This window comes from Agrobacterium sp. 22-209-1 (assembly GCF_053522485.1).
Map to the genome: position 1 here is coordinate 134,150 of NZ_JBNWCH010000006.1, position 26,032 is coordinate 160,181.

The window sequence follows — 26,032 nt, forward strand, 5'->3', positions numbered from 1 at the left end:
TCAGCTGAACACCTTGAGGCTCGCCGCCTTGTCAACCGGCAGGTCGAAGGCGAGCGTATCGCCGATGGCGTGGGCGGCCAAGGCGGCGTCCGTTTCCGCCTTGATGGGGCCGAGCGGCGTATCGAGCAGATATTCGCGGCTGTTGCCGGCAAAGGAGGTGCCGCGCACGGTTCCCTGGAAAGGACCTGAACCGAGGGTGACCATGCGCGGCCGCCAGGCCAGTCCAGATGCTGAAGGGACTGGTCCGGTAAGCGGTGTTGTGCCGTTTGCGGTTTTCAACGCGCCGCCATCAAGCGCGAAGATGTTTTCAAAGCCGACGAAATCCGCCACGAAGGACGAAACCGGCGCGTTATAAATCTCTTCCGGCGTGCCGATCTGCTCAATCTTGCCGCCCTTCATGACGACAATACGGTCGGCAAGCGCGAGCGCCTCGATCTGGTCATGGGTGACGAAGATCATCGTCACACCGGTTTCCTTCTGCACGCGCTGCAATTCGGTGCGCATTTCAAGGCGCAGGCGGGCATCGAGGTTGGAGAGCGGCTCATCGAGCAGAAGCACCTTTGGTTCCATGACCATGGAGCGCGCCAGCGCCACGCGCTGCTGCTGGCCACCGGAAAGCTCCGCCGGCTTGCGCGACGCGAAGCTGGACAAGCCCACCGATTTCAGGCCGGAGGCGACCTTGTCTTCCAGCGCCTTGCCGCTCATGCCCTTGAGTTTCAGGCCGAAGGCGACGTTTTCGTAAACCGTCAGATGCGGGAAGAGCGCATAGGACTGAAACACCAGCCCGACGGCGCGCTTATTTGCGGCAACGCGAGTGATATCGGCGCCATCGAGATCGATGCGTCCGCTTGCCACCGGCATCAGCCCGGCAATGGCGCGCATCGTCGTGGTCTTGCCGCAGCCGGAAGGTCCCAGAAGCGCGAGCAGCTCGCCCTTGCGGATATCGAGATCGAGGTCCTTGACGGCGACATTGCCGCCATAGGCGAGCGAGACTTTTTGGAGCGAAAGATAATTTGCGTCAGACATAACGGGAGAACCCCAGAAAACGTTCGGCCATGAAGACGATGCCGATGGAAAGGAAGGCGAGCAGCGAGGAGAGTGCGGCCACGGAAGGATCGAAGACGATTTCCATGTAACCCAGCATGTCGATGGGCAGCGTGCGCACACCGGGACCCGACAGGAACAGCGACACCGGCACCTGATTGAAACTCGTTACGAAACCGAGAATAAAGGCTGAGAGAATGCCGCCGCGAATATTCGGCAGCACGACGCGGAAAAACGCCCCCACCCGCGACGAGCCGAGCAGCACCGCCGCCTCTTCGATATCGGAGCGCAGATTGTTGAGGCTGGCCGATACCACCCGCACCGCATAAGGCAGGATGAGCGCTGTGTGGGCGAGAAACAGGGCAAGCGTGATGCCGATGCCGAAGGGCACGACGAAATAACGCAGCAGGGCCAGACCCACGATGATGCCGGGCACGATGATCGGCGCGGAAACGATGGTGCGCACTGTCTCGGCAAAAGGCAGCTTGTAGCGCGACATGGCGTAGGACGCCGGAATGCCGAGGATGAGCGCCGCAAAGGTGCCGCCGATGGCAAGGAACATCGACATGGCGAAACTTTCGCGGAAGCTTTCGACGGTGAAGACCTTGGCGATCCATTTCAGCGAAAAGCCCTGCGGCGGAAAGGCGAGCGTATCGCCGGCCGAAAACGAGGCCGCAACGATGATGAGAAACGGCCCGATCAGGAAACCGACGACAAGAAGGAGCGTGAGCGGAATGAAGAGCTGCCGGGTCATTTCTTGTTCCTCGCGGTGGCGATGCGCTTCAAGAGGATATTGGCGGCAAAGCTCATGACGATCAGGATGAAGGCGATGACGCTGGCGGCAACGAAATTGTTGGAGACCGTCACCTGCTGGTAAAGCAGGGTCTCCAGCATCAGCACCTTGGAGCCGCCGAGAATGGCGGGCGTGATATAGGCCGTCAGCGAACCGGTAAAGACCAGCGTACCGCCAACGACCAGCCCTTCCTTGGTGAGGGGCAGGATAACCTTCCAGAACACCTGAAACCAGTTCGCGCCGAGAACGCGGGCGGCCGCGATCGTATCCTTCGGCATATTCTCCAGCGCGCTGATGAGCGAGATGATCATCAACGGCAGGAAGAGTTGCAGAAGGCCGATGAAGACAGCCGTTTCGGAAAACAGGATGCGAATCGGCGCATCGCTCAGCCCCACCGCCTGCAGCGCCTGATTGACGATGCCGGTTCTGCCGAGAATGACGATCCAGGCATAGGTGCGGGCGACCGGCGAGATCATCAGCGGCAGCACGACGAGATTGACCACATGGCCCTTCTTGCCCGACGACAGGTTGACGATGGCAAAAGCCGCCGCATAACCCACCACCGCCGACACGACGGTGACAAGCGCGCCGAGCTTCAGCGTGCGCAGGAAAACCGTCTGGTTCAGCGGATCGGAAAAGAAGGCGGCATAGGCCGACAATGTCCAGCCGTCAGTGGTGCGAAACCCCTCCGACAGCAGGATGAAGACCGGCACGAGAAAGACCGCCGCCGCGAAAATTGCGGCGGGCAAGGCAAGCGCCAGCGCTTCGGCCCGGTTCTGAAACATTGGTTTATTCCCTGAACGGCCTCAAAGCCGGTTGTTACGGCAGCCGGACGCACCGGCCTGAGAAATTGGAAGGTGGAAAAGCGGTCAGGGGACGACCGAACCGCTTTTCCGGGAATGGAGCCGCCCTTCCGGACGATGCCCCATTCCAAACGGTGAAGGCCTTACTGACCGACCTTCGCGTTCCACTCCGACAGCCACTTGTCGCGGTTATCGAGCGTTACGTCGGAAGGAATGAGCTGCAGGCTTTTCGCGGTTTCGTCGCCATAGGTGATGTTGTTCGCCACCTCTTCGGAAACCTTGACTTCCCTGTTGGTCGGGCTGTCCACCAGCTTTTCGGCCAGCGCCTTCTGAATATCGGTCGAGAGCCAGAAATCCATGAACTGCAACGCTAAATCTTCGTTCTTCGTGCCCTTCGGCACCACGAGCACATTCATGCCGCCGGTCTGGCCTTCCTTGGGTGTTGCCCAGGCAAGCGGCAGGTCAAGCTTGGTGAAAGGCGCCCAGGAGAAGCGGCCGATGGGGGCTGCCCAGATTTCTTCCTGCTGCATCAGCTGCACGAGCTGCGACGACTTGACGTAGAAGGTGACGATATCGTCCTTCTTTTCACCCACGGCCTCGATAGCGCCGGAAAGATCGGCCGTATCCTTGCCGATGGCCTTGCCGAGCATATAGAGCGCCGGCGGGCCCTGGTTGGTGGTGACATTCGGGAAAGCGACGTGGTCGACGATACCGTCCTTCAAAAGATCGGCCCAGCTGTCGATCTTCATCTTGTCGGTGCGGTAAACGATTGACGTGGCGTAGAAATTGACGCCGACGCTCATGCCGTCGCCATTCGGATCCTTGGCGATGTCATAGAGCTTTTCGATATTCGGAACCTTGGACGCGTCGATCTTCTGGATCAGGTCCTTGCGGGCGGCCGACAGCGCATCCGCCATGGAAACGATGGCGAGATCGACCACCGGATTGGCCTTGTTGGCCTCCATCTTGGCCAGACGCTCAACGCTGTTGCCGGTCTCGACGACCAGCTTGCAGCCGCATTGCTTTTCGAACGGCGTATAGACCAGTTCCTTGAATTCGTCCTGCGCGAAGGCGTAGACGGAAATCGTCAGCGTCTTGTCCTGCGCCTGCGCGGCGCCCATCGTAAACATCAGGGCGGCGCCCGATGCAAAAATGATCTTTTTCATGGTGTGAGTTCTCCTGCTGTCGTTTTTTTGGCTTCAATCGCATCATGCTTTGCCTTGCCGGTGGAGCCGCGCATGATCAGCGCCATCGGTACTTTCGAGATGTCCGCCGCCACATCGACGGCGACGCCGTTTTCGCCCGCGCCGTCGATCGCGCGCAGCAGCGCGCCGACAGCGAGATCGGCGATGCGGCCCATATCCATGCGCATGGTCGTGAGCGGCGGGGTGACAACGGCGGAAAAGATGAGATCGTCGAAGCCGGTGACACTGGCTTCTTCCGGCACCTCGATGCCCTCGCGCTGCAATTCGGTGAGCACGCGCAGCGCATGCAGATCTGAGACGGCGGCAAAGGCCGTGAACCCTTCGGCAACCTTCTCTGCAAGACCAAGCCGGCAACCCGCACCGTCAGCCTGTTCAATAGCGTCCACCCAGAGCGTCTGCGTCACGCAAGCCTTGCCAAGACCATCGCGAATGCCGCCGAGACGGTCGTTCTGCACGTTGGAATCGCGGTTCTTGCCCACCAGCACCACCTTGCGATGGCCAAGCCCGGCCAGATAGTCGCCGACCTGCCGGCCGCCATCCCAATGGTCGGCGGCGACCGTGTTGCCGGGCGTCGAGGGGCTGTCGATCACCGCGACGGGGCAATCGACATCGGCAATGCGGGTGCCGCGGCGGGGAACGATAACCATGCCATCCACACCGCGTTCGACCAGCCGGTTGATCGCATCCGTCTGCATGGCGATTTCACCGCGCGAGTCGGCGATCAGCACACCGTAACCGGCAGTGACGGCCGCCTTTTCGATGGCCTGCGCGATCTGCGGAAAGAGAGGATTGGCAATATCCGGCAGCACCAGCCCCAGAACACCGCTTTTGCCGGTGCGAAGCGCCCTGCCCGCTGAACTCGGCACGTAGCCCAGCTCGCTTGCCGTCTTGCGAATGCGCTCCACCAACTCCGGCGAAACGCGGCCCTTGCCCGACAGCGCATTGGACACGGTTGCCGCCGACACGCCGAGTGCCGCTGCTATCGCGCTCAGATTGGTGGCAGGCCGTGACGACGCCATAATGTTCCGGAAAGGCTGATTAAACGTTTAATCAAGATAATTGAGCAAGGCCGCCCTGTCGAGTCCGGTGGAGGACGAAATCGGCGAAAACCCGGGCATAAAGTCTAACTGCCCGAAAAAAGTGCGATTATTTTTGTGGGTCGTCGCTATTCGCTGTGCGGTAAGCTTCCACCTGCCGCACCAGCCAGTCACGAAACAGCACGACCGGAACGTGATTGGCGCGCGAAAGCGGCGCCACCGCATAATAGGAGCTGGGGCTTCTGGCCTGATGATCGAAGGCTTTCACCAGTTGTTTCGATTTCAGCTCGTTATCGATCAGGAAAAGCGGCATCAGCGCCACGCCCAGTCCGGCGATACAGGCCTGCGCCACGCTGGAAAACTGTTCGAACCGCATGCCCTGCGGCAAGGCGAGTGACAGGCCGAGGCTTTCGAACCAGTGGCCCCATGCGCCCGGCCGCGAGGCCATGTGCAAAAGCGGCAGGGCGGCGATATCCTCTCCCTTTTCCACGGGATGGGCGCTGAGGAATTGAGGGCTGCACACCGGCGCGACCATTTCATGCATCAGAAAGGTGCTTTCCGCCCCCGGCCAGTCGGCCTGACCGATATGGATCGCCATATCCAGCTGCTCGCGCTCGAAGTCGAACTGGCCGATGCGTGTGGCGAAATTAATGGTGATTTCGGGGTGGCTCGTCACGAAATCCGGGATACGCGGCAAAAGCCAGCGGGTGCCGAAGGTGGGCAGCATGGCAAGATTCAGCGTATTGCCATGCGTTTTGGTCATGATGTGCAACGATGCGGAGCGTATCTCGCCAAGGGCTGCGGCAATCGATTTTGCGTAGGCGCGGCCCTCGGTCGTCAGTGCAACCCCGCGTGCGCCGCGTTCGAACAGGCGCACGCCAAGCTGTTCTTCCAGTGACATAACCTGCCGGCTGATCGCCCCTTGCGTCAGGGCAAGCTCATCGGCGGCGGCGGAAAAGCTGCCGAGGCGGGCCACGGAATCGAAGGCGGCGAGCGCGCTGGTGGAGGGCAGGAGTTTACGGCTGAGAGACGTCATGAGCCATTACTATATGTAATGCAAAAATGAGTAAACATGGCTTGTGCCGACTGGCTCGAATACCAATAATCCGGCCAGCAAATCCGGAGGCATCACGTGAGCGAACACGCAGCATTCAATTGGCAGGACCCTTTTCTGCTCGAAGACCAACTGAACGACGACGAGCGGATGATCCGCGACGCCGCGGCCGCCTTCGGCAAATCAGAACTCTTGCCGCGTGTCTCCGAAGCCTATCTTTCCGAGACCACCGAACCGGAACTGTTCCGCCTGATGGGCCGCACCGGCCTTCTCGGCGTCACCCTGCCGGAAGAATACGGCGCGGCCAATGCAAGTTACGTGGCCTATGGTCTCGTCGCCCGCGAAGTTGAGCGGATCGACAGCGGATACCGCTCTATGATGAGCGTGCAGTCCTCGCTCGTCATCCATCCGATCTTCGCCTATGGCTCGGACGAGCAGAAGAAGAAATATCTGCCCGGCCTCGTCTCCGGCGAGCTGATCGGCTGTTTCGGCCTCACCGAGCCGGATGCCGGCTCCGATCCTGGCGGCATGAAGACCCGCGCTGAAAAGATTGCCGGTGGCTATCGCCTGCGCGGTTCGAAAATGTGGATTTCCAACGCGCCAATCGCCGATGTCTTCGTCGTCTGGGCGAAATCGGAAGCCCATGACAATCAGATCAGGGGCTTCGTGCTCGAAAAGGGCATGAAGGGCCTCTCGGCGCCCAAGATCGGCGGCAAGCTGTCGCTGCGCGCCTCCATCACCGGCGAGATCGTTCTGGACGGTGTGGAAGTGGGCGAAGACGCGCTGCTGCCCAATGTTTCTGGCCTGAAAGGCCCGTTCGGCTGCCTCAACCGTGCGCGTTACGGCATTTCCTGGGGTGTCATGGGTGCGGCGGAAGATTGCTGGTTCCGCGCCCGGCAATATGGTCTCGACCGCAAGCAGTTCGGCAAGCCGCTCGCCGGCATGCAGCTTTACCAGAAGAAGCTCGCCGACATGCAGACCGAGATTGCGCTCGGCCTTCAGGCGTCGCTGCGCGTCGGCCAACTGATGGACGAACACAAGATGGCGCCGGAAATGATCTCCATCGTCAAGCGCAACAATTGCGGCAAGGCGCTGGATATCGCACGCCAGGCGCGCGACATGCATGGCGGCAACGGCATCCAGATCGAATATCACGTCATGCGCCACGCCCAGAACCTAGAGACGGTCAACACCTATGAGGGGACCCATGACGTCCACGCGCTGATCCTCGGCAGGGCGCAGACGGGCATTCAGGCGTTTTTCTAAGGCTTTCTCCGCGTCGTTCATCAAAAAAAGGCCTTCGAAGATCACTTCGAAGGCCTTTTGCTTTCAAATCCGGCAATCGCTCAGAACGTGCCGCGAATACCGACGCCGAACATGCGCGGTTCGGTCATGCTGGCCTCGATGCCGCCAATGCCGCGGTTCTGCTGCATATAGGTGGGCGCACGCTCGTCGAAGATGTTCTTGACATAGGCATAAACCTCCATCTCTTCCTGGAACCTGTAGCTCGCGCGCACATCGGCGATCGTATAGGGATCGATGGCATAGGCAGCCGTATTGGCCGTGTCGGAATAATAGCCGTCAATATGGCGCACCTGTCCAGAGACGGTGAACTTGTCTGTCACATCCCAACTCGCGCCGACGCTGAACATGAAGCCGGGCGATTTCGCGAATTCATTTCCGGCATAGCTGTTATTGCTGGAAATCTCATCAATCTCGGTCTTCAGCACGCCCGCGCTCGCCTTCAGCGTCAGATTGTCGAGAACCTGATAGTCGGCGCCGAGTTCCAGACCATAAGCATGCGCCTTCTGCGCATTGATGGTGTAGGACTGGGTGATGCCGGATGAGATGACGACCGGAATATTGTACTGGGCGTTCTTGTAGTCCATGTAGAACAGGTTGCCGTTAAGCGTCAGCCGGTCATCCAGTATTTTCGCACGTGTATAAAGCTCGTAATTCCATATGGTTTCCTTCTCGAACGGCAACCATTGTCCCGACGAGATGTTCAGCGAAATACCGCCGGGATTATAACCACGGCTGATCATGCCGCCGACGGTCCAGTCGTCATTGATCGCATAAGCGAGAGATGCCTTGGGCAGCAGTTCGGAAAAGGTCTCGTCAAAATCCACCGCACGGGCTGAATAAACCGAGCGACCCGAACGCTGGATGCGGTCGGTCTGGTAACGCAGGCCGCCGGTCAGCGTCCACTGGTCCGTAAGACGATAGCTCAGCTCGCTGAAGATGCCGAGATTGTCCTTGGTGTCGTCGAACGTCGAAAGACTATTGTTAAATCGCCCTGTAAGTCGAAGAAGCTCGTCAGCCTGACTATGCGCGTAATAAATACCCGCGACACCACTCAGCACGTCTTCCTGGTCACCGAAGGTCACGCGTGTTTCGTGAGAAGCGTTCGTCTGGTCGATATCCGCATCGCCGTTGTTCACGACACCAACCCGGCGTCTGGCGTCCGAAGCGGAGAACTGCGTCTGGTTGAAGAGTTTCACGCCGTTCTCGAAATCATAATTGATGTCGAGAATACCGGTGTGGGTGTTCTGGCTCCAGCTTGGCATGGTGGTGGTGACGTGATTGAGATCCTCGAAAGGACGCGACGCCGCTTCCTGGCTCGGTCGGTTGGCGGCATTATAGGAATAGGTAAGCTTGGTCGTCAGCCCGGGAATCTCCGGCGGTTCCCACAGAAGCTTGAAACGCGCGTTGAACTCCTTGAAGTCCTGATCCGTGCCCGCATGCGCGAATCCCGAATTGATATAGTCGATGAAAGTGTCGCGGCCGGAATAATCAACCGCCAGACGCGCCGCCAGCTGATCCTCGACTAGCGGACCCGAAAGCGCAAATGAGGCCCGCTTCTGGTGGTAATTCCCGATTTCCGCCTGATAGGAGGCTTCCGGCGTGAATGTCGGATCCTTCGTGTTGACGACGATCGCGCCGGCAATGGCGTTGGCGCCCTGCGAGGTGGTTTGTGGACCACGGAAAACTTCGATGCTTTCAACGTCCCAGATGGAAGTCGCGCCATAGATGAATTCGTTATAACCGAGATAGTGGCCGTCCACATTGATGGTGGCGCGTGGCACGGTGCCGGCGAAAAATGCCGTCGCGCCCGTATTCGGGCCCTGCGTATCCAGACCGCGAATGATCGGGGCGCTGACATTGTCGGTGTAGACGACGTTCGGAATATCCTTGATCGCTTCCGATACGGTCGGGTCGCCGGTCTTTTCTTTTCTGATTTCCTCGGCGGATTTGACAGAGACGGACGACGCCGTGTTCTTCATGTCGCGCGCCACTTTTTCACCGGTCACCACGATCGGCTTCAAGACGGTGGTGCCCGCCGCATCAGCCTGCTGATCCTGACCGAGAACCGGCGTCACAAATAATGTCGCCAGCGTCAGAGCGCTGACCCCGCTCATCAAACGACCGTTAGAGCTAAACCCCATCACAAACCCCTAATAAACATGAGTATTAAAGTCATCTTCAAGTAACGGAAGCGTTATCCGTTTCGCAATAGAGAATGCGTTCTGTATTGCGGACAAAAAGGCTTCCGTAACGGGATGTGCCATATTTACAACAAAGTTTACCCGCCGCCGCTTGTGCACCCGCAGCGTTTCGAAAGGGAACAGCATAATTCCGTCCGCAGAAATCGATTCCGATTTCCGGCCCGATGCGTTAGGCATGCTCAACAAAACGGGGGAACGGGCTTGAACGCCATGGATGACGATACGGACAACCTGCCGGAAAACGAGGGCGAAAAGCGCTCGGCCCTCATTCAGTCAGTGTCGATCGCGGCGCGTTTTCTCAATCTGCTTGCCAGATCGGATACGGCGCTTGCCCTGGGCGAACTGGCCAAACGCGCCGGCACCGGCCGCTCCACCGCGCATCGCTATATGCAGAGCCTCGTGCGGGAAGGACTAGTGATACAGGATCCCGCAAGCGGTAGTTACGATCTCGGACCCGCGGCGCTCGGAATAGGCATCAGCGCGCTCAGGCGAATCAATCCGGTCGAAACCGCCGGCCGCCAGATGAATGCGCTTGCCTCCAGGATCGGCGCCAGCTGCGGCGTGGCGATCTGGACCGAACGCGGCCCGACCGTGGTGCGATGGGCGAGAAGCGCTAGCTTTTCCATCAGCACCGTGGCGCTCGGCGATGTTCTGCCGCTCGACAACAGCGCCTGCGGGCTGGTTTTCCAGGCCTACCTGCCGCCGGACAGGATCGCCGCCGTGCGCAGGTTGCAACCGGCCGCTTTTCGCGGCTCCCGTCCCGATGCCGGCATTCTGGAAACCATCCGCGAAGCGGGTGGCGCGGAACTCAATGAACATCTGTTCTCCGCCCTGACGGGCAAGGCCGCGCCGGTTTTCGACGCACAGGGCGAACTCTGTTGTGTCGTCACCACCGTATCCTTTGTCGCAACCGCTGAGACCGAACGGCATTTTTCCCGGCTGATCGAAGCCGCCGGACAGGCGACGGCCGAATCCGGCGGCGCGTAAGCCTATTCGGCCAGATGTTCCGCAAAGGTGCGGCCGGAATAGACCGTGCGGAAAAGCCCGGCATCGGCGAGCTTCGGCAACAGCCGCTCCAGCACCAGCCGCATGGACGCCACCGAACCGCCGGGCACCGCCACGAAACCGTCGATCGCCCCGGCAGCCGCCCATTCACGGATGGCCTCAAAGGCATCTTCAACGGTGCCGATGATCTGCCAATGGCCCGACCCCATCACTTCCGGACGCCGCAATAATTCCGCAACACTCAGCGTCTCCCGCTCGATCAGCCGGCGCAGCAGGCCGGCATGGGTGCGGCTTCGCGGTGTCTCGGGCGGCGGCGGCAGGTCGGAGGCGGTAACGATCCGCGTGAGCGGCCAGTCCGTGAGATCAAGACCCGTCATATCGCGAATGGAGGCAAAGGCGCGGGAGCGGTTGGCGCGGGCGTGGGTCTCCGTAAAGAGTTCCAGCGCCTCCCTGCCGGTCTCCGCCAGATAGAGGCTGAGGCCCGGCATCATCTTCACCCCGTCGGGGTTGCGGCCGTGGCCCTCGGCACGCCGCCGCAAATCCGCCCTGAGTTCGATGGCCGCCTGCATGTCCGGTGTGGAGGCAAAGACAGCATCGGCCACCGACGAAGCGAAATCGCGGCCCTCGGGAGAGGCGCCCGCCTGCACGAGCGGAATACGGCTGGCATGGGCCGGCAGGTTGAGCGGGCCTTTGACGCTGAAATGCCTGCCCTCATGCGCCACCGGATGCACCAGCGAAGAATCGGCGAACCGCCCGCTTTCCCGGTCGAGTTTGAGAGCTTCGTTCGGAAAACTCGCCCATAGCGCTTTCACCACCTGCGTGAATTCGGCGGCGCGCTCGTAACGCTCCTGCGGCGAAGGCATCTCTGTCAGACCGAAATTTTCGTGCCCGTCAAGCGCCGTGACGATATTCCACCCCGCCCTGCCATTGCTCAGCCAGTTCAGCGACTGGATCTGGCGGGCGACCACATAGGGCGGCAGAAATGTGGTCGAAACGGTGGACAACAACCCGACATGGCTGGTTTCCCGTGCAATGGCCGCAAGAAGCATGGTCGGGTCCATGCTGGCAAATCCTCCGCCGGTCTCCAGCCCCTCGGTGCGCAGAAAAAGCGTATCTGGCCGAAACACGAAATCCACATGCGCGGCTTCAGCGCGCTGCGCCAGATCGACGAAATAATCGCTGGAAAACACCCCGCTTATATCACTGTCCGCGCGCCGCCAGGCTTCGCCGCTGAGCCATGTTGGGGCCAGCGACATGCCGACATGAAGCTTGGCTGTGACTGACATGATGCACCTCGACTGAAATAACCGGCAGGAAATCCGCGCGTTGAATCGGCAAATTTCGATTTGTGGAGAGTTTTACTATAGTTTAGTGTCGCTTCAAGACCACACCGTCGCGCCCGCTGGAAAGAAATGCTTTTTCCACGGGTTCGATATTGAAATTCAAATACTTATAACGACCGTGCGGCGTCTCGACGCATGGGCGCATGAATAACAGGAGTTGTATCCGGTGCTTGACGCCACGGACCTTCACGCCAGCTATGGACATGTTTCCGTCCTGCGGGGGCTTTCCGCCCGTTTCAGAGCAGGCCGCGTCACCGCGCTGGTCGGCCCCAATGGCTGCGGCAAGTCGACGCTGTTGAAGACCATCATGGGTTTCGTGCCTTTGTCGTCGGGGGCAATAAGACTTGGCGAGCGCTCGATCGGCGAGATCGGACGCCGGAAACTGGCGCGGCGCGTCGCCTATCTGCCGCAGGAGTGCCATTGCCCTGACTATATGACGCTCGGCGAACTGATCGAGCTTGCCGGTTACGCCCGTTACGGGCTTGCGGGCGGACCGACCGAACGCGACCGCGCGCTTTTTGCCGAGGCGCTGAAGACCGTCGGGCTGGAAGACAAGGCGAAAGCGCAGGTCAACACGCTGTCCGGCGGCCAGCGCCAGCGCGCCTTCATCGCCATGGTGCTGGCGCAGGATACGGACGTGATCCTGATGGACGAGCCGGTCAATCATCTCGACATGAAATATCAATATGCCGTTCTCGGCCTCGTGCGCGAACTTTCGGACAGGCATGGCAAGACCGTCATCGTCGTGCTGCACGATCTCAACCTCGCCGCCACTTTCGCCGACGATGTCATCATGCTGAAAGCCGGGCGGGTTGTGGCGTCGGGGCCGGTGGAAAGAACGGTCACGCCCGAAAATGTCGCCGAGGTCTTCGATCTCGAAGCCGATATCTTCTCCCGGCAGGGGCGGCTCATCTGCGTGCCCCGGCTGGAGCGGCAGGAACAGGCCATTCCGGCATGACCCCGAAAATAACGCTGATTTTCGCCGCCGCGCTGCTGCTGGCCGCCATCCTCGCCATCAATCTGCTGGTCATGTCTGGCGACATGCCGCCGGCCGAAATCGTGGCGACGCTCTGGCGCGGCGAGGCCGATACCTATGAGCAGTCGGTGCTTCTCTATCAGCAGATCCCACGCTCGTTGATTGCGATCTATGTGGGGGCGACGACGGCCGTCAGCGGCTGTGTGCTGCAGGGGCTTGCACGCAATCCCCTCGCCTCGCCCTCTACCTTGGGACTGAATGCCGGCGCGACGCTCTTTGTGATTGCCGGCGCGCTGGTGTTCGATGTCTCTCCGGAAATACAGGGCCTTGCGGCGCTCGTTGGCGCCGGCTTCGGTTTTGCCGCCTGCTTCGTCGTCGCGCGTCTCGCCGGGCGGGCAAACGATCCGCGCGGCTTGTCGCTCATACTTTCCGGCGCGCTGGTTTCCATACTGCTGATCGGCGTGACCAACGCCCTTCTTCTTTCCAACCCCACACGCCGTGCCGAATTCCTGAGCTGGGTAGGCGGCAATATCAACCACGTCTATGCCGAGCGGCTCACTGATTTCTGGTGGATCGGTGCGATTGCGCTCGTCATGTTGTGGGCGATCGCCCGGCCGCTGACGCTGGTTCTGCTGGGCACTGAAAAGGCCGCTTCCGCCGGTGTGAATGTCACGCGCATTTCCCGGGTCGCGCTCTTCGCCACCATGCTGGCCTCGGGTTCGGCGGTGGCGATCTGCGGCCCCATCGGTTTCGTCGGCCTCATCGTGCCGCATATGATCCGGCCGCTTGTCGGCGTGAATTTCACGCTTGCCCTGCCGGCCTCCGCGCTTGTCGGCGCGGGCCTCTGCGTGCTGGCCGATCTTGGCGCGCAAACCCTTTTTGCACCCTATGTGGTCAATACCGGGCTGTTCATGGACCTGCTCGGCGGCCTCGTCTTCATCGTCATCGTCAAGCGCTTCTATCTGTCGCCTTCGGCAAGGGGGCTGTCATGAAACGGCATTTCGCCACCGACGGCAAAGCCGTGCTGCGGCTGCCGAGTGGCCTGCAGATCGGCATCGGCAATCTGAAAGCCGGCCTTGCGCTGATGGTGCTGGCACTGGCGCTGGCCGCCCTGTCCGTCAGCCTCGGCAATACCGAAACGGGCCTCGCCGATCTCCTGCGCGGATTGGTGGGCGGGCATCTCGGCGACGATCAGGCCTATGCGCTGTGGACGGTGCGGCTGCCGCGGATCCTCATCGGTTTCATGGCCGGCTGGAGCGTGGCGCTGGCGGGCGCGATGCTGCAATCCGTCGCTCGCAATCCGCTCGCCGATCCCGGCCTGTTCGGTCTGAGCCAGGGGGCGATGACCACCATCATGCTGCTTCTGGTGCTGGTGCCGACGGCCCCCAAGACGCTGGTGGCGCTTGCGGCGGTCGGTGGCGGTCTGGCTGTCGCCTTCCTTCTCATCGCCCTCGTCGGGCGGGAACGCTCGAGCGGCCTTGCCATATTGCTGATGGGCATTGCAATTGAATCGGCGCTTTCCTCCGTTTCCTCCGTGCTTCTGCTCTACACGCCGGTGGAAACCTCGCTGTCGCTGGCCGACTGGATGGCGGGTTCGCTGTTTCAGGCAAGCTGGCCGACCATCACCGTTTTCGCTCCGCTCTTTGCCGCAAGCCTTGCCGGCATTTTCCTCATCGGGCGCGCACTTGCCGTCTTCGATCTCGGAAATGAAATGGCCATGGCACTCGGGGAAACGGTCAGGCATTCGCGCCCGCTCGTCATTGTTTTTGCGGTCATCCTCAGCGCTTCCTCGGTTACCGCCGTCGGCCCGCTCACTTTCCTCGGCGTTATCGCCCCACATCTCGCCACCTTCGTTTCGCCTGCCGTCGGCCGCGCCAGGCTTTTCCTGTCGGGGCTGACCGGCGGCATTCTGGTCGTCACCGCCGATACGCTGTCGCGCGGGCTTGTCGCCGATACACCGATGCCGATCGGCCTTGCGCTGACGCTGATCGGCGTGCCGCTTTTCATCCTCACGCTGCGCCTACAGGCGCTGCGCAGAACCGATAGCCACTGAAGACATCGAATAAAGGGAATGCCATGCGAATTGCCATCCTCATCGCCGCACTTCTGGCCGCCGGAACGAGTCTCGCCGCCGAGCGCAGCGTGACCGATGCCGCCGGACGCACCGTCTCCGTTCCGGAAAAGCCGCAGCGTATCGTCGTCATGCACGAGCCGCTGCTCGGCGTGCCGCTGATGGATCTCGGCGCCAATGTGGTTGGCGCCTATGGCCGCAACAGCGACGGCAAATTCGCCACCGCCGTCGATTTCGTCGACACCGTTCTCGGTGAAGGCCGCACGAAACCGAAGGGTTTCGGCGCTGTCGGCCAGATCGATCTCGAGAAGCTGCGGGCGCTGCAACCGGACCTGATCGTCGCCACGGAAATGGATGGCGGCAAGGCCGAACAGCTTTCCACCGTCGCACCCGTCTATCTGCAAAAGGCAAGCGCCGGCAAAGCCTATGGCTTCAGCGTGGAGGAGGATCTTGCGGGTCTGGTCGGGCGAAGCGATGTCTTTGCAGAGCGCCGGAAGACCTATGACACGAAGCTTGCCACGGTCAAAAAGACGCTGGGCGACGATATCAAGGGCAAGACCTATCTCGCGATCCTGCTGACCGACCAGATCAATGCGGTGGGTGACATGTCCGGCGCGGTGCAGGCGCTGGAGGATCTGGGATATACCCGCCTGAAGATCGACAACGCCGCCTCTTCGGGCGGAATGGGCTCGACCCTGATGATGCCGCTCAGCGCCGATGCCTTCGGCAAGCTCAATCCCGACCTGCTGGTGGTGATGAACAGCTATACCAGCCCCGCCCGCGGTGAGGCCGGAACGCGCGCCGCCCTCGAAAGGATCATTCCCGGCTGGGAGCGTTTCGTAAAACCCGCGCGCGAGAAAAGGATCGTTTTCCTCGATTCCACCAGGGTCACGACGCCTTCCATTCCGAGCGCCCTGCACACATTGGATGAAGTGGAAAACTGGGCCAGCCGCCGCTGAACGGCGTTATCCAAAGCCAATCCCGGCACGATTTATGTGCCGGGTATAAACTTGAGTTTTTGGAGAAAGTTATATTGCCGGGGCCGAAACCGCCTGTTATGGTTCGCGCATCTTGACGCAACGACGCCGGAATATCGCGCCGGACGAGACTCCCCAATGCGCGATCGTCCGGCACGCCGACCCGGGACAGCGATACCGCCGAACCCGTCGGCGATATCCCAGGAAAGACAACAGCATGAGCATGCCAGAAACGATAGGTTCCGCAGCACCGGACCGCACGCCAAAACGCCATCGCCACGCCGTCGCGCTGCGCGCACTCAATGTCGCGCGCGTCGAAAAGCTCAGCCGGTCCATGGTCCGCATCGTCCTGATCGGGCCGGAACTGGAGGGCTTTGTGAGCCTCGGTTTTGACGACCACGTCAAGATGTTCTTCCCCCAGCCCGGTGAAACCGAACCGAGCCTGCCGGTGATCGGCCCGAACGGCATTGAGTTCCCGCAAGGCGCGCCGCGCCCGCTGGCGCGTGACTACACGCCGCGCAGCTTCGATGCCGAAAAAGGCGAACTCGCCATCGATTTCGCCACCCATCACGACGGCCCCGCCAGCAATTGGGCGAAAGCCGCCAAAGCGGGTGACAAAGCGTGGATCGCCGGTCCGCGCGGCTCTTTCACCGTTCCCTTCACCTACGACTGGCACCTGCTGATCGCCGACGATACCGGCCTTCCGGCGCTGGCGCGGCGGCTGGAGGAAATGCCTGAAGGCACCCGCGTCGTGGCGCTGATCGAGGTCGAGACGGATGCCGCCCGGCTGGAGCTCGCGACGAAGGCGGATGCGTCTATCGTCTGGGTGACACAGAAGACGGAGAACGGAACCGACCACGACGCGCTGGTGGGCGCCCTGCGCAAGCTCGACCTGCCGAAGGGCGATTTCTTCAGCTGGGTCGCCTGCGAATCGAAGGTTGCAAAGGAGATTCGCGCCCTTCTGGTTGAAGAATTCGGCGCCAACCCAAAATGGACCCGCGCTTCCGGTTACTGGCGGCGCGGCGCCAGCGGCGTTCACGATCATTTCGATGAATGAACCGGTAATCGCGGCGGACGCCATGCCGGAGGCGGAAACGATGATGACGGAACTCAAGGCCCTTATCGCCAGCGTTCTCGACGATGAGGTGCGCGACATCGAACCGGAGGACAACCTGTTCGGTCGCGGGCTTCATTCGCTTGCCCTCATGCGGCTGATGTCGCCGCTTTCACAGCTTGCCGGAACACGGCTCGATTATGAGGATCTGACCCGGCGGCCCACGCTTGCCGCATGGCAGGCGCTCATCGAACGGTCGCGCGCGGGACGTTGATCCCACGACACAGCACGTTTCGCGCCGGAGCGCGATTCCCGTATATTCCAAGGAGAGGACCATGGCAGCAGACAATACGCGTATGCTCGCACGTCGCATCGAAGAGAGTTTCGACAGGGGGGATGCAGCCCCGCCGAGCCAATACGAAGAACGGGTCTGGTTCGAGCAGTTTCAGGATCCCGATCAGGTCTTCCGCGCCCTTCTCGCCTATCGCATCGGTGAAGAGTGCGATCTGCTGCGTCTGACCTCGGCGCTGAAGACGGTTTGCGAGGTCTGGCCCGAGCTTCGTGCACGCTTTGCCTTCGGCGAGGACGGCACTCTGGCGAAGAGCATCGAAGCCCCGTCCGCATCCATCGTGCAACTGCTGCATGTTCCATCGGCGGGCGAGGCCCTGACCTTGCTGCACGACCTGCAGGCAAGGCCCTTCGATGCCGAAACCGATCCGCCGTTTCAGGCCGTCGTGCTTTTAAGCGAGGGAGAAATCCTGCTGGCTTTTCTGGTCCACGGCCTGCTCGGCGAAGTCCTCTCGCCGCAAATCCTGCTGGAAGGTATTTCCGCCGCCTACGCCGGGGAAGCGCCTAAGCCGCTTTCGCCGCGCGCGGTCGAAAGTGACAGCGTCGACCCGCTTCCGCTCCACTGGCTGCAACGTCCGGCCTCCGGCTCGACCGTCGTGGCGCTGCGGCAAAACGGGATCGACAGGCCGGCGAGCCACAGCCACGGCGTCGATCTTCCCGCCACCCTGCTCGGCCTCAACAGCTCCACGGCGACGAACGCGCTTCTGGCCCGCGCCGGATCGCGTTTTGCCCTTTTCCTGGCAAAAACCGGCGGTCCCGAGACAGTGACCCTGCGCCTGCAGCCCGGCGTCGGCACTTCAATGCCGATGTCAGCCGAGGCTGCGGCACGGGTAGCTGTCTCGCGCGACCAAACGCCCGAACGGGCTGAAAAAGCCGTGCTGTCCGGTCTGGAGCAGCGAAACGACAATGAAGGCGGAACTGCCACCTTCACGCTGCACGCGCTTGCGACACCCGTTCAGGCCACATCGGAGCATGGGCTCCAGTTTGAGCACCTGCCCCTGCCCTCCCTGCAATCCGGTCTCGGCCTGACGCTTGCCGCCGGTCCGACAGCCGCCGGCGATATCCGCCTCGAATTGACAGGCGGCAGGGAGACGTCGCCGCATGCGACGGCCTTCCTGCTGGAGCGTTTCGTCAGCCATCTCGAAGGTGGGGCGGATTTTTCCGGCATCGTCCCTCAAAACGCCGCGGCGACACCGCAGCAGGCGACCCTTTCGCCCGCTGCTTCCGGTGAGAACGACGACGACACCGTCGCAACGATCCTTGCGGAATTCCGTGAAGCGCTCGTCTCGCCCGAGATGGGGCCGGATGACGATTTCTTCGATTTCGGCGGCCATTCGCTGATTGCGACGCGCATCATCGGACGTCTTCTGAGCAATCACGGCATCGAACTGCGCTTCAACGACCTGTTCAGCTACCCGACCGCCGCCTCTCTCGCAAGACAGGCGACCCGGCTCGAAACCGCAGCACCCGCGCAGGCGCAGGCAACGGCGAGTGGCTCGCTCACCGCACCGCTTTCGCTGGCGCAGATGTCGCTCTGGAAGGCCTATGCCGCCTTCGGTTTCGGCGAAATCTTCAACATTCCCTTCGCGCTCGATTTCCTCGATCCCGTGGATGAGAATGCCTTCGAATGCGCCTTCCTCGACATTATCGAGCGCCATCCCGGCCTGCGGACCCATTTCTACGTCGAAGAAGATACAGTTCTGCAGAAGATCGTGCCGATGCACGACCTGCCCGGTTACAAATGGTTCTGGACCAGCGAAGAAAGCCAAGGTGTGGACCGGCACGCGGAAGCCGGCTGGCGCTTCGATCTTGCGCGCGAACTGCCGATGCGGCTGCGTTTCCTGCGCGATGCGCAGACCGGCCGCCAGGTGCTTTCCTTCCTCTTCCATCACATCGTGCTCGACGAATGGTCTGTGAACCTGATGATGGACGAGCTGACCGAGGCCTACCGGGCAAGGGCGGCGGGCAAGGCTCCGGTCTTTGCCACCAAGCCGGCACCTTTCCATGAATTTGCGAGAAAACAGGTCGCGTCAGGCGTCAATGCTGGCCACCTTGCCTATTGGACCGATATGCTGCGGGATGCGCCAAAAGGCCTTACCCTCAAGGAACAGGGCGGCACGCCGCACGCGGCAACGCAGGACGAAGCACCGGCAGGCGGCTGGATCGAGTTCAAGCTGGAAAAACATGTTAGCGACGGGCTTTACGCCATTGCCAAGCAGAACAGCGCCTCGCTGTTCAACGTGGTCTATGCCGCCATCGCCGCATCGCTGCGCCATCTCGGCGGGCTGAGCGATCTCGTGGTCGGCACCTCGGCTTCGGGCCGCACCGATAGCGGCTATTTCGATACGATCGGCTATTTCACCACGGTTGTCGCCCATCGCGTGCGTTTCGGCGAGACCATGACCGTCGGCGACCTGATTTCTTCGGTGAAGAACACCATCAACGGCTCGCTGGAACATAGCGAAATCCCGATCGATCTCGTCGAGGAGGCACTGGGCATGACACCCGGCCGCGACCATCTGTTCGAGGTCTTCATCCAGATTCACGCCAAGAACAAGCTGAACGGCACCCTTGCCGGGCCGGATGGCAAGCCGGTGGAGTTCCGCCAGATCGACCCCGACAAGCATGAATCCATGCTGGGGCTGCAATTCGAGGTGATGGAAGAGACGATCGGCGGCGAGCGTTCCATTCGCGTCTTGATGAGCTACCGTTCGGACCGCTACGGCCCTGACGATGTCGAGCGGCTGCGCCACACCACCAGCCGCATCTTTGGCCGTTTCGCTGAAAACGGCGCTTCGAACCGTGTGTTGACGACACTCGCCTGAGCTGGACTTGGGGCAACGAAAACCCGGCTTTGCGTCGCAGAGCCGGGTTCAGCTTGTTGACAAAGTCCGTTGTCTGCCCTCAAACCGCCAGACGCAATGCCGTGGACACCTGAGCCGCCGCAAGCGTCAGCGCCTCCTCGCGCAGCATGGCATCGAGGAACAATGGCAACTCCTCGCGGTAGCGGGCGAAATCCTCCGCTTGCGTCAGCGCTGAATCCGCATCGATATGCAGGTTCAACTCGCTGCCGTCATCCTCGCCACGGAAGGTCAGGTTGAACCCGTCGCCGGGACCATTGGCAAGGATGTGCCTGATAACGGTAAGCCCGGCAAAGACCGGCGCACTGAAGGGCAGGACATTGATGAGCGGCGAGAAGAAGAAGCGCCGACCCTTCGGGATTTCGCGGTCGGCGGCGATCTGCTCGATGCGGTAGCGGCCATGCAGGCGCTGCTTTCGCAGATTGGCGGCGTTGCGCGTCAAAAATGCGCCGAGGCTCTCCCCCGGTTCGATGGTGAGATGGAAGGGCAAAATATTGACGAGCATGGCCGGCATATGCGCGCCGACGCTGCCCCAGCGACTCATGAAAGGCAACCACAAGGTCAGCACATCGCAGTCCGGCCGCGGCAGAACACGGTGGAGATAAAGTCCGGAAAGCAGCACCAGAAGGTCCGGCCAGCCGATCTCCATTGCGCCCGCCACCTGTTGCAACCGTGTGCTGAAACCCTGCGGCAAGGCCGCATCCGTATGCAGGCCGCCGCCGCCATAGTCCTCGCAATCCTTGTCCAGCACCGGCAGATCGGCGGGTGCGGCAAGATAGGCCGCCCAGAAATCGCGGTCCTTTTCAAAACGCCGGCTTTGCTTATAAGCTTCCTCTTCGGCAAGGAAATCGCCGAAGGGGTGGAAATCCGGACCCGCTTCGCCCTTGCCACAATAGTGCCCGTAAAGCTGGCCGCAACGCTGTTCGACCAACGTCAGGCCATAACCATCAACAACAATATGATGGGCGCGGATGTACCAGAGATAGCGGTCATCGGCGATACGGTAGAGTAGCTGCGCCGAAAGCCTGTCGGTTCTGAGATCGAGCCTTGCTTCCACATCCGCGTTCATGCGCCGCAGCGCCTCTTCCAGAGGAGCGGAATCGCCACGGAGATCGACGAGTTCCACCACCGGGGCATGGCTTGGATCGCAGCGTTGCTGTGGCGTCTCGCCATCGTCGCCGATGCGGAAACGGATCGACAGGACTTCGGATTCGCGCACGGTGCGTTTGATCGCCTGGAGGAGCGCGCTTTCATTCACCGCACCGGAAAGATCGATGTAATGGGCGACGGTGGAAACCGGCTCGTCGGGATGGAAGGAAAACTCCTCCCAGAAATCGAGTTGCGGCTGCGTCAGTGGAAGCCAGCCGCCGGCAGGATCGATATGCGCCATCTGTTTTTCCTTGCACAATTTCCGTTATCGGGCGCGAAGTGCCACCCGAAATGATTGGGTTCACACCGCCCGGGCGGCCAGGAGCGAAGTCACCTGTCTGGCGTTGCGGCACCGCAAAAGCTGCTGCGGTGTCAAGTCCACGCCGAAGGCAGTGCGGATTTCAGCCGAGACGATTTTCAGATGCGAAGGCAGAAGACCGAGCGCCAACAGGTCGCTGTTCGCATCCACATTCGCCGGTTTTTTACCCAGCACGCCGAGATAGATATCCAGCACCCGGCGGTCGCCTTGATCGACGGCAGGAGCCGCAGGGGCGGAGATTTTTGCCGGCTCCATAGCACCGTTCAGCAATTCACGGGCGAGACGGCGATCCGGCTTGCCATTGGCCGAAAGCGGCAGATCGTCGACCTTGAGAAACCGGCCGGGCACATGCGATTCCGGCAGATGGCTCCGGGCAAAATTGCGCAGATCGGCGGTCGGGAGTTCAAGGCCCGGTGCAACGACGTAAAGCACGCCGATGGCCGCCTCGCCCTTTTGTTCGACGCCGTAATCCACCACCAGAACCCGCTGGATGGAAGGATGGCGGATAAGCTCGTTTTCCACATCCGGCAACGAAACGCGCACGCCGCGCACCTTGACGTAACCATTGACGCGGCTGGCAAACATGATCTTGCCATCCGGCCGGTAACGGCCCCGGTCTCCGGTGCGGAAGGCCCGCACGGGGTTTCCTTCCGGATCGGCAACCGTCACGAAATCCGTCTGGGAAATCGCGCCATCTTCGAGATAGCCGATTGCCACATTCACGCCGGCCGTATGGATGCGGCCGACGACACCGACCGGGCAATGGCCGCCCTGATCGTTGAGGACGAAATATCGATTGGCGGGCAACGGGTGGCCATAGGGCACAGCCGCCACATCTTCCGCAACGATCTCGTGCCAGATGCTCCAGATCGTCGTTTCCGTCGGTCCACCGAGCGATATCAGCCGCAGGTCGGGCTTCAGCCCGCGGAGCTCTTCGATGATCATCGGCTTGATGTAATCGCCACCCTGCGCCACGAGCCGCAACGATGAGAGCTGGTCACCACGGCGGCAGGAGAGAAGCATTTCGAGGATGGCCGGCACCGAGCACCAGAGCGTGACGCCATGTTCGGCCACCAGCTCGTTCCAGCGCACCGCATCCTTTTCCTCGCCCGGTTCCGGCAACACCAGCGTCGCCCCTGCGACGAGCGCGCCGAAAACATCGAAGACGGACATGTCGTGATGCAGCGGCGTGACGGAGATGAACACATCGCTATCCGTCACCGCCCATTCCGCAAGCGTGCTGCCGATGACATTTGCCGTTGCGCGGTTGGAAAGCACGACGCATTTCGGTTTGCCAGTCGTGCCCGACGTGTAGAGATAATAGGCGGGCTCCTCGCTTTGGGAAAGCGCCGCCACCTCCGCCATGGTAACGGGTGCGCCAGCCGGTGCGGGCGCGGACATAAGCTCTGCCGGATCGACGGCGTCGAAACCCTGCGGAACGCTGCGGGCGACGATGATCGCCGGGCGGCAATTGGTCAGCAGATAGCGCAGGCGATCTTCCGGCGAGCCGGCATCGACAGGCACCCAGACCGCACCCATCAGCGCTGCGGCGAGCGTGATGGCCGTATGGTCCGGGCTGCGTGGCAGGCACACGGCAACGACATCGCCACGCCCGATGCCGCGCGCCTTAAGGCCCGCCATCGCCCCTGCCACCATCTGACCGAGTTCGCCATAAGCGATGCGCCGCCTGCCGCTGACGAGCGCCGTGCGCGACGGGTCACCCTCGAAAAGATGGCCGGCGAGCCGTTCCAGAAATGGCGGGCAGACGAAGTTTTCTTCGTCGCCGTTCAGCCGATAGTGAGACAGCTCGACAATGTCGCGTGCATTGACGGAGAAAGCGCCGCTATTGGCGATCCCGGCAATCGCGCGTTCGATTGCCGCGAGAATATCCGCCACCGTCGCCGCATCGATCGCCTGCTCGGCATAGTCGATATCGAGCACGAGATCGCCCTGCGGATTCTGCGAAAAGCGGAAATCCAGCGCCACCTGCGGCGTCTGCGTAAGCCCGCCGGTCCATTGCATCGTCGAACCGGATGAAAGCGTCGGCCAGGTCAGACCGTTGGTAATCACCACCGGCAAGGCGAGCCCGCCCGGATTGGCATTGAGAAGCACACGATTGAGATCGATACCCGAAAAGGCGAGATGGTTCAGCCCTTCCAGCACATCCGTCTGGAGACCCGCCGCCCGCTCCGCAAACCTGTTCCTGGCCGCATCCCATTGGACGGCGATAAAGCTGGAGCGGTTGGCGAAGGCGCCCTCCACCTGCGGTGCGACGGGAATGCCGACGACGAGCGCACCTTCGTTGAGCCAGAGCGAGAGCACATCGAGGATGACAGCCGTCAGCGCCGAATTCTTGAACAGCCGCTCTTTCGCACCGATGCGTGAAAAGGCGGTGAAGTGCTGTTTTTCCACGATCACGCTCTGGCGGCTGTAACGCGAGGTGGGAATGGTTTCGAGCGGTGCTTTCCACGGCAGTTGCGAGGGCACCTCGGCATCTTTCAACTTTTCAACCCAATAGGCGGCATCCCTGACGCGGGCCGCCGAGATATCCTCCTTCGGCGTTCCGATCGTAGCGGCGGATTCCGGCGGCACGACACCATCGAAGAGTTCCGCCGCGAGGCTCGCAATGGCCCGCCCGTCAAGGATAAGCGCGTCGAAACGCAGAAAGACCACGATCTTATGCCCCGTCGGCCCTGCATCCGGCATAAGAAACACAGTGACCTGCCATGGAGAGGCGGCGAGATCAAAATGCGCATGGGAAAAATCCCGTCGCACCGCGTCGATCCTTGCCTCGGCTTGCGGAAGAGACAGGGCCGAAAGATCGACGAGATCGAGATTGATCTTCGCTTCGTCGGAGACCACCTGCACCAGCCGTCGCTCATCAATGCGGGTGCGCAGGCTTTCATGTCTGCCGACCATTGCGGCAAGCCGCGACCGCAGCAGTTCCGGGTCGATATCGCCGCGATATTCGCGAAACTCCTGCATCGCAACGCCGCTCAGCGGCAGATGGGTGCCGCGCCCGAGCAGATAGGCCTGTTTCAGCGGAGAGAGAGGACGTTCTATGGGTTTTCCTTTTGCCTTGGCCATCGCTTCCGACTGCCGTGCGACAAATCGCTCCACGCTTTCACAAGCGAGATCGGGGGTTTCGGCGAGCCGGCGGAGAAGAGCGACATAGGTTTCGAACAAAGCGTGCAGCCAGCTTTCCGGCAACGCATCGAGCCGCACATCCCAGTTGATCAGCAAGCCGTCATCTACCGCCGCCACCTGCGCATCCAGCGCCACCCCCGGCCCCTGCGAGACGGTGTGGACCATCGGACCGAACACCCGCCCGACCCGTTCCGAAAAGAGCTCTCCCCCCGGAAGATCGACCCCCGCGGTGAAAACCACCGGCGAGGTCTGCAAACCACCGCGCTGACGGGAGAGATCGCGCATGACGCTGACGCCCGGATAGGACTGATGTGCGAGAAGCCCGTTCATCTCATCGAACAGTCTGCCAAGCAGCGCCTCGAGCGTTTCTTCAGGCTTGATATTGACGCCGAGCAAGAGCACGTTGGAAAATTCGCCGACGATCTCATCGACCCTTTCCACCAGCGGCGCGCGCCAGAAACCCGGCACGGAAAGCCGGAATTTTTCCGCCCCCGCCGCCTGCGACAGCGCCAGTGCGAAAACACCGAGCAGAAGGGTCGATGTCGTCAAGGAAAAACGCCGCGCTGTCCGCTCCAGGCTGCTACGCTCGGCCGCTGAAAGCAGCGTGGCGAGCCGGTCCGTGTGAATGGCGCGCGGGGGATCATCGGACAGAAACGGCAGCGGCGGCGCGTCCGGAACATCGGCAAGCCGTTGCCGCCACCACAGGCGGTCCCTTTCGCGCAAGCCCCTCAAGTCCGGATCGGACATGAGACGTTCCGCCCAGTCGAAAAACGACGGCCTCACTGATTCGAAAGTCCGGGTGTCGTATGCGCCTGACGCGGTCTCGTAAAAGCGGGCAAGGTCTTCCATCACGATCCGCATGCTGGCCGGATCGATGGCCAGCATGTCCGTGTCCACATGCAGACGGCAACGGCCTTCCGGCAACAGGCTGAGCGAGATCGCCGCCGGTGCGGCAACGCGAAGATCGGCCCGGCGATGGCTCCAGTCCTCGCGCTTCGCCTCAAGACGGCGTGCCAGCGCCTCCGAATCGAGCGCGGCCATGTCCTCCACATCGAGACGGAGCGGCCGGGCGGCAGGATCGACGGACTGATGGCCTTCAGCATCGATCCTGAGGCTCAGCATGGGATGACGCCGGCAGAGCCTTTCCACGGCAACGGCCAGTTTTTCCACATCCACCGCCTGCCCGTCGAATTCGAGGTAGAGATGCGGCGTAACTTTCCCGAGTATTCCATCCGCCTCGCGGCCGACCCAATAGGCCACCTGCATGGGGGTTAAATTTAGCATGTGAATTTGAACCGGTTGACAAAACATGATTAGCATACTCAAGTATAAGCCATCGT

General features: G+C 61.4%; 19 protein-coding genes. 9 read left to right on the forward strand and 10 right to left on the reverse strand.

Features of this window, described 5'->3' with window-relative positions:
• From ACQZ48_RS15285 to ACQZ48_RS15310, 6 genes are all read right to left on the reverse strand, one after another.
• Complete coding sequence (locus ACQZ48_RS15285) at window positions 1-1,026, reverse strand: ABC transporter ATP-binding protein (RefSeq protein WP_077984091.1); 1,026 nt, start codon at window positions 1,024-1,026, stop codon at window positions 1-3.
• The gene (locus ACQZ48_RS15290) at window positions 1,019-1,798 is read right to left on the reverse strand and encodes an ABC transporter permease (protein ID WP_065655279.1); all 780 of its coding nucleotides are present in this window, start codon (window positions 1,796-1,798) and stop codon (window positions 1,019-1,021) included. Before ACQZ48_RS15290 ends, ACQZ48_RS15285 begins: the two co-directional genes overlap by 8 nt.
• A complete protein-coding gene (locus ACQZ48_RS15295; RefSeq protein ID WP_149148288.1) occupies window positions 1,795-2,622 on the reverse strand; it encodes an ABC transporter permease in 828 nt (275 codons plus the stop codon). Before ACQZ48_RS15295 ends, ACQZ48_RS15290 begins: the two co-directional genes overlap by 4 nt.
• A 161-nt stretch (window positions 2,623-2,783) precedes the next feature.
• Window positions 2,784-3,806 carry an ABC transporter substrate-binding protein gene (locus ACQZ48_RS15300; protein WP_137411938.1) on the reverse strand — a complete coding sequence of 341 codons (1,023 nt, stop codon included), beginning with the start codon at window positions 3,804-3,806 and terminating at the stop codon, window positions 2,784-2,786.
• Window positions 3,803-4,864, reverse strand: coding sequence for a LacI family DNA-binding transcriptional regulator (locus tag ACQZ48_RS15305; RefSeq protein WP_448728968.1), 1,062 nt, complete (start codon window positions 4,862-4,864; stop codon window positions 3,803-3,805). The genes ACQZ48_RS15300 and ACQZ48_RS15305 overlap by 4 nt, the downstream gene beginning before the upstream one ends.
• 127 nt (window positions 4,865-4,991) lie before the next feature.
• A complete protein-coding gene (locus tag ACQZ48_RS15310; RefSeq protein ID WP_269827371.1) occupies window positions 4,992-5,918 on the reverse strand; it encodes a LysR family transcriptional regulator in 927 nt (308 codons plus the stop codon).
• Window positions 5,919-6,086: 168 nt separating this feature from the next.
• Between ACQZ48_RS15310 and ACQZ48_RS15315 the strand changes: the two genes are divergently transcribed.
• On the forward strand, window positions 6,087-7,202 hold the full coding sequence (locus tag ACQZ48_RS15315; protein WP_236760909.1) for an acyl-CoA dehydrogenase: 1,116 nt from the start codon (window positions 6,087-6,089) through the stop codon (window positions 7,200-7,202).
• Window positions 7,203-7,282: 80 nt separating this feature from the next.
• Here ACQZ48_RS15315 and ACQZ48_RS15320 read toward each other — a convergent pair whose 3' ends face one another.
• Entirely contained in the window at window positions 7,283-9,382 is a 2,100-nt protein-coding gene (locus ACQZ48_RS15320) for a TonB-dependent receptor (protein ID WP_448728969.1), read from the reverse strand.
• Between the two features lie 270 nt (window positions 9,383-9,652).
• Between ACQZ48_RS15320 and ACQZ48_RS15325 the strand changes: the two genes are divergently transcribed.
• Complete coding sequence (locus ACQZ48_RS15325) at window positions 9,653-10,429, forward strand: IclR family transcriptional regulator (protein ID WP_077984098.1); 777 nt, start codon at window positions 9,653-9,655, stop codon at window positions 10,427-10,429.
• Between the two features lie 2 nt (window positions 10,430-10,431).
• Here the strand turns inward: ACQZ48_RS15325 and ACQZ48_RS15330 are convergent, their stop codons facing one another.
• Entirely contained in the window at window positions 10,432-11,733 is a 1,302-nt protein-coding gene (locus ACQZ48_RS15330) for an NtaA/DmoA family FMN-dependent monooxygenase (protein WP_448728970.1), read from the reverse strand.
• A 214-nt stretch (window positions 11,734-11,947) separates the two neighbouring features.
• Here ACQZ48_RS15330 and ACQZ48_RS15335 point away from each other — a divergent pair, with 214 nt between their 5' ends.
• The 7 genes from ACQZ48_RS15335 (at window position 11,948) to ACQZ48_RS15365 (ending at window position 20,041) form a co-directional block, all read left to right on the forward strand.
• On the forward strand, window positions 11,948-12,748 hold the full coding sequence (locus ACQZ48_RS15335) for an ABC transporter ATP-binding protein (protein WP_077984100.1): 801 nt from the start codon (window positions 11,948-11,950) through the stop codon (window positions 12,746-12,748).
• Window positions 12,745-13,758, forward strand: coding sequence for a FecCD family ABC transporter permease (locus tag ACQZ48_RS15340; protein WP_448728971.1), 1,014 nt, complete (start codon window positions 12,745-12,747; stop codon window positions 13,756-13,758). Before ACQZ48_RS15335 ends, ACQZ48_RS15340 begins: the two co-directional genes overlap by 4 nt.
• Entirely contained in the window at window positions 13,755-14,819 is a 1,065-nt protein-coding gene (locus ACQZ48_RS15345) for a FecCD family ABC transporter permease (protein ID WP_448728972.1), read from the forward strand. Before ACQZ48_RS15340 ends, ACQZ48_RS15345 begins: the two co-directional genes overlap by 4 nt.
• Window positions 14,820-14,842: 23 nt before the next feature.
• A complete protein-coding gene (locus ACQZ48_RS15350; protein ID WP_173991497.1) occupies window positions 14,843-15,796 on the forward strand; it encodes an ABC transporter substrate-binding protein in 954 nt (317 codons plus the stop codon).
• Window positions 15,797-16,031: 235 nt separating this feature from the next.
• Window positions 16,032-16,871 (forward strand): siderophore-interacting protein, encoded by an 840-nt coding sequence (locus tag ACQZ48_RS15355; protein WP_448728973.1) that lies wholly within the window; start codon window positions 16,032-16,034, stop codon window positions 16,869-16,871.
• Window positions 16,864-17,142 carry a phosphopantetheine-binding protein gene (locus tag ACQZ48_RS15360; RefSeq protein ID WP_137411929.1) on the forward strand — a complete coding sequence of 93 codons (279 nt, stop codon included), beginning with the start codon at window positions 16,864-16,866 and terminating at the stop codon, window positions 17,140-17,142. The genes ACQZ48_RS15355 and ACQZ48_RS15360 overlap by 8 nt, the downstream gene beginning before the upstream one ends.
• A gap of 61 nt (window positions 17,143-17,203) precedes the next feature.
• A complete protein-coding gene (locus ACQZ48_RS15365) occupies window positions 17,204-20,041 on the forward strand; it encodes a condensation domain-containing protein (protein WP_448728974.1) in 2,838 nt (945 codons plus the stop codon).
• 79 nt (window positions 20,042-20,120) lie between these two features.
• Here ACQZ48_RS15365 and ACQZ48_RS15370 read toward each other — a convergent pair whose 3' ends face one another.
• Together ACQZ48_RS15370 and ACQZ48_RS15375 are read right to left on the reverse strand one after the other, a co-directional pair.
• Entirely contained in the window at window positions 20,121-21,467 is a 1,347-nt protein-coding gene (locus ACQZ48_RS15370) for a condensation domain-containing protein (RefSeq protein ID WP_077984107.1), read from the reverse strand.
• Between the two features lie 60 nt (window positions 21,468-21,527).
• The gene (locus ACQZ48_RS15375) at window positions 21,528-25,976 is read right to left on the reverse strand and encodes an amino acid adenylation domain-containing protein (RefSeq protein WP_448728975.1); all 4,449 of its coding nucleotides are present in this window, start codon (window positions 25,974-25,976) and stop codon (window positions 21,528-21,530) included.
• Window positions 25,977-26,032: the final 56 nt, after the last annotated feature.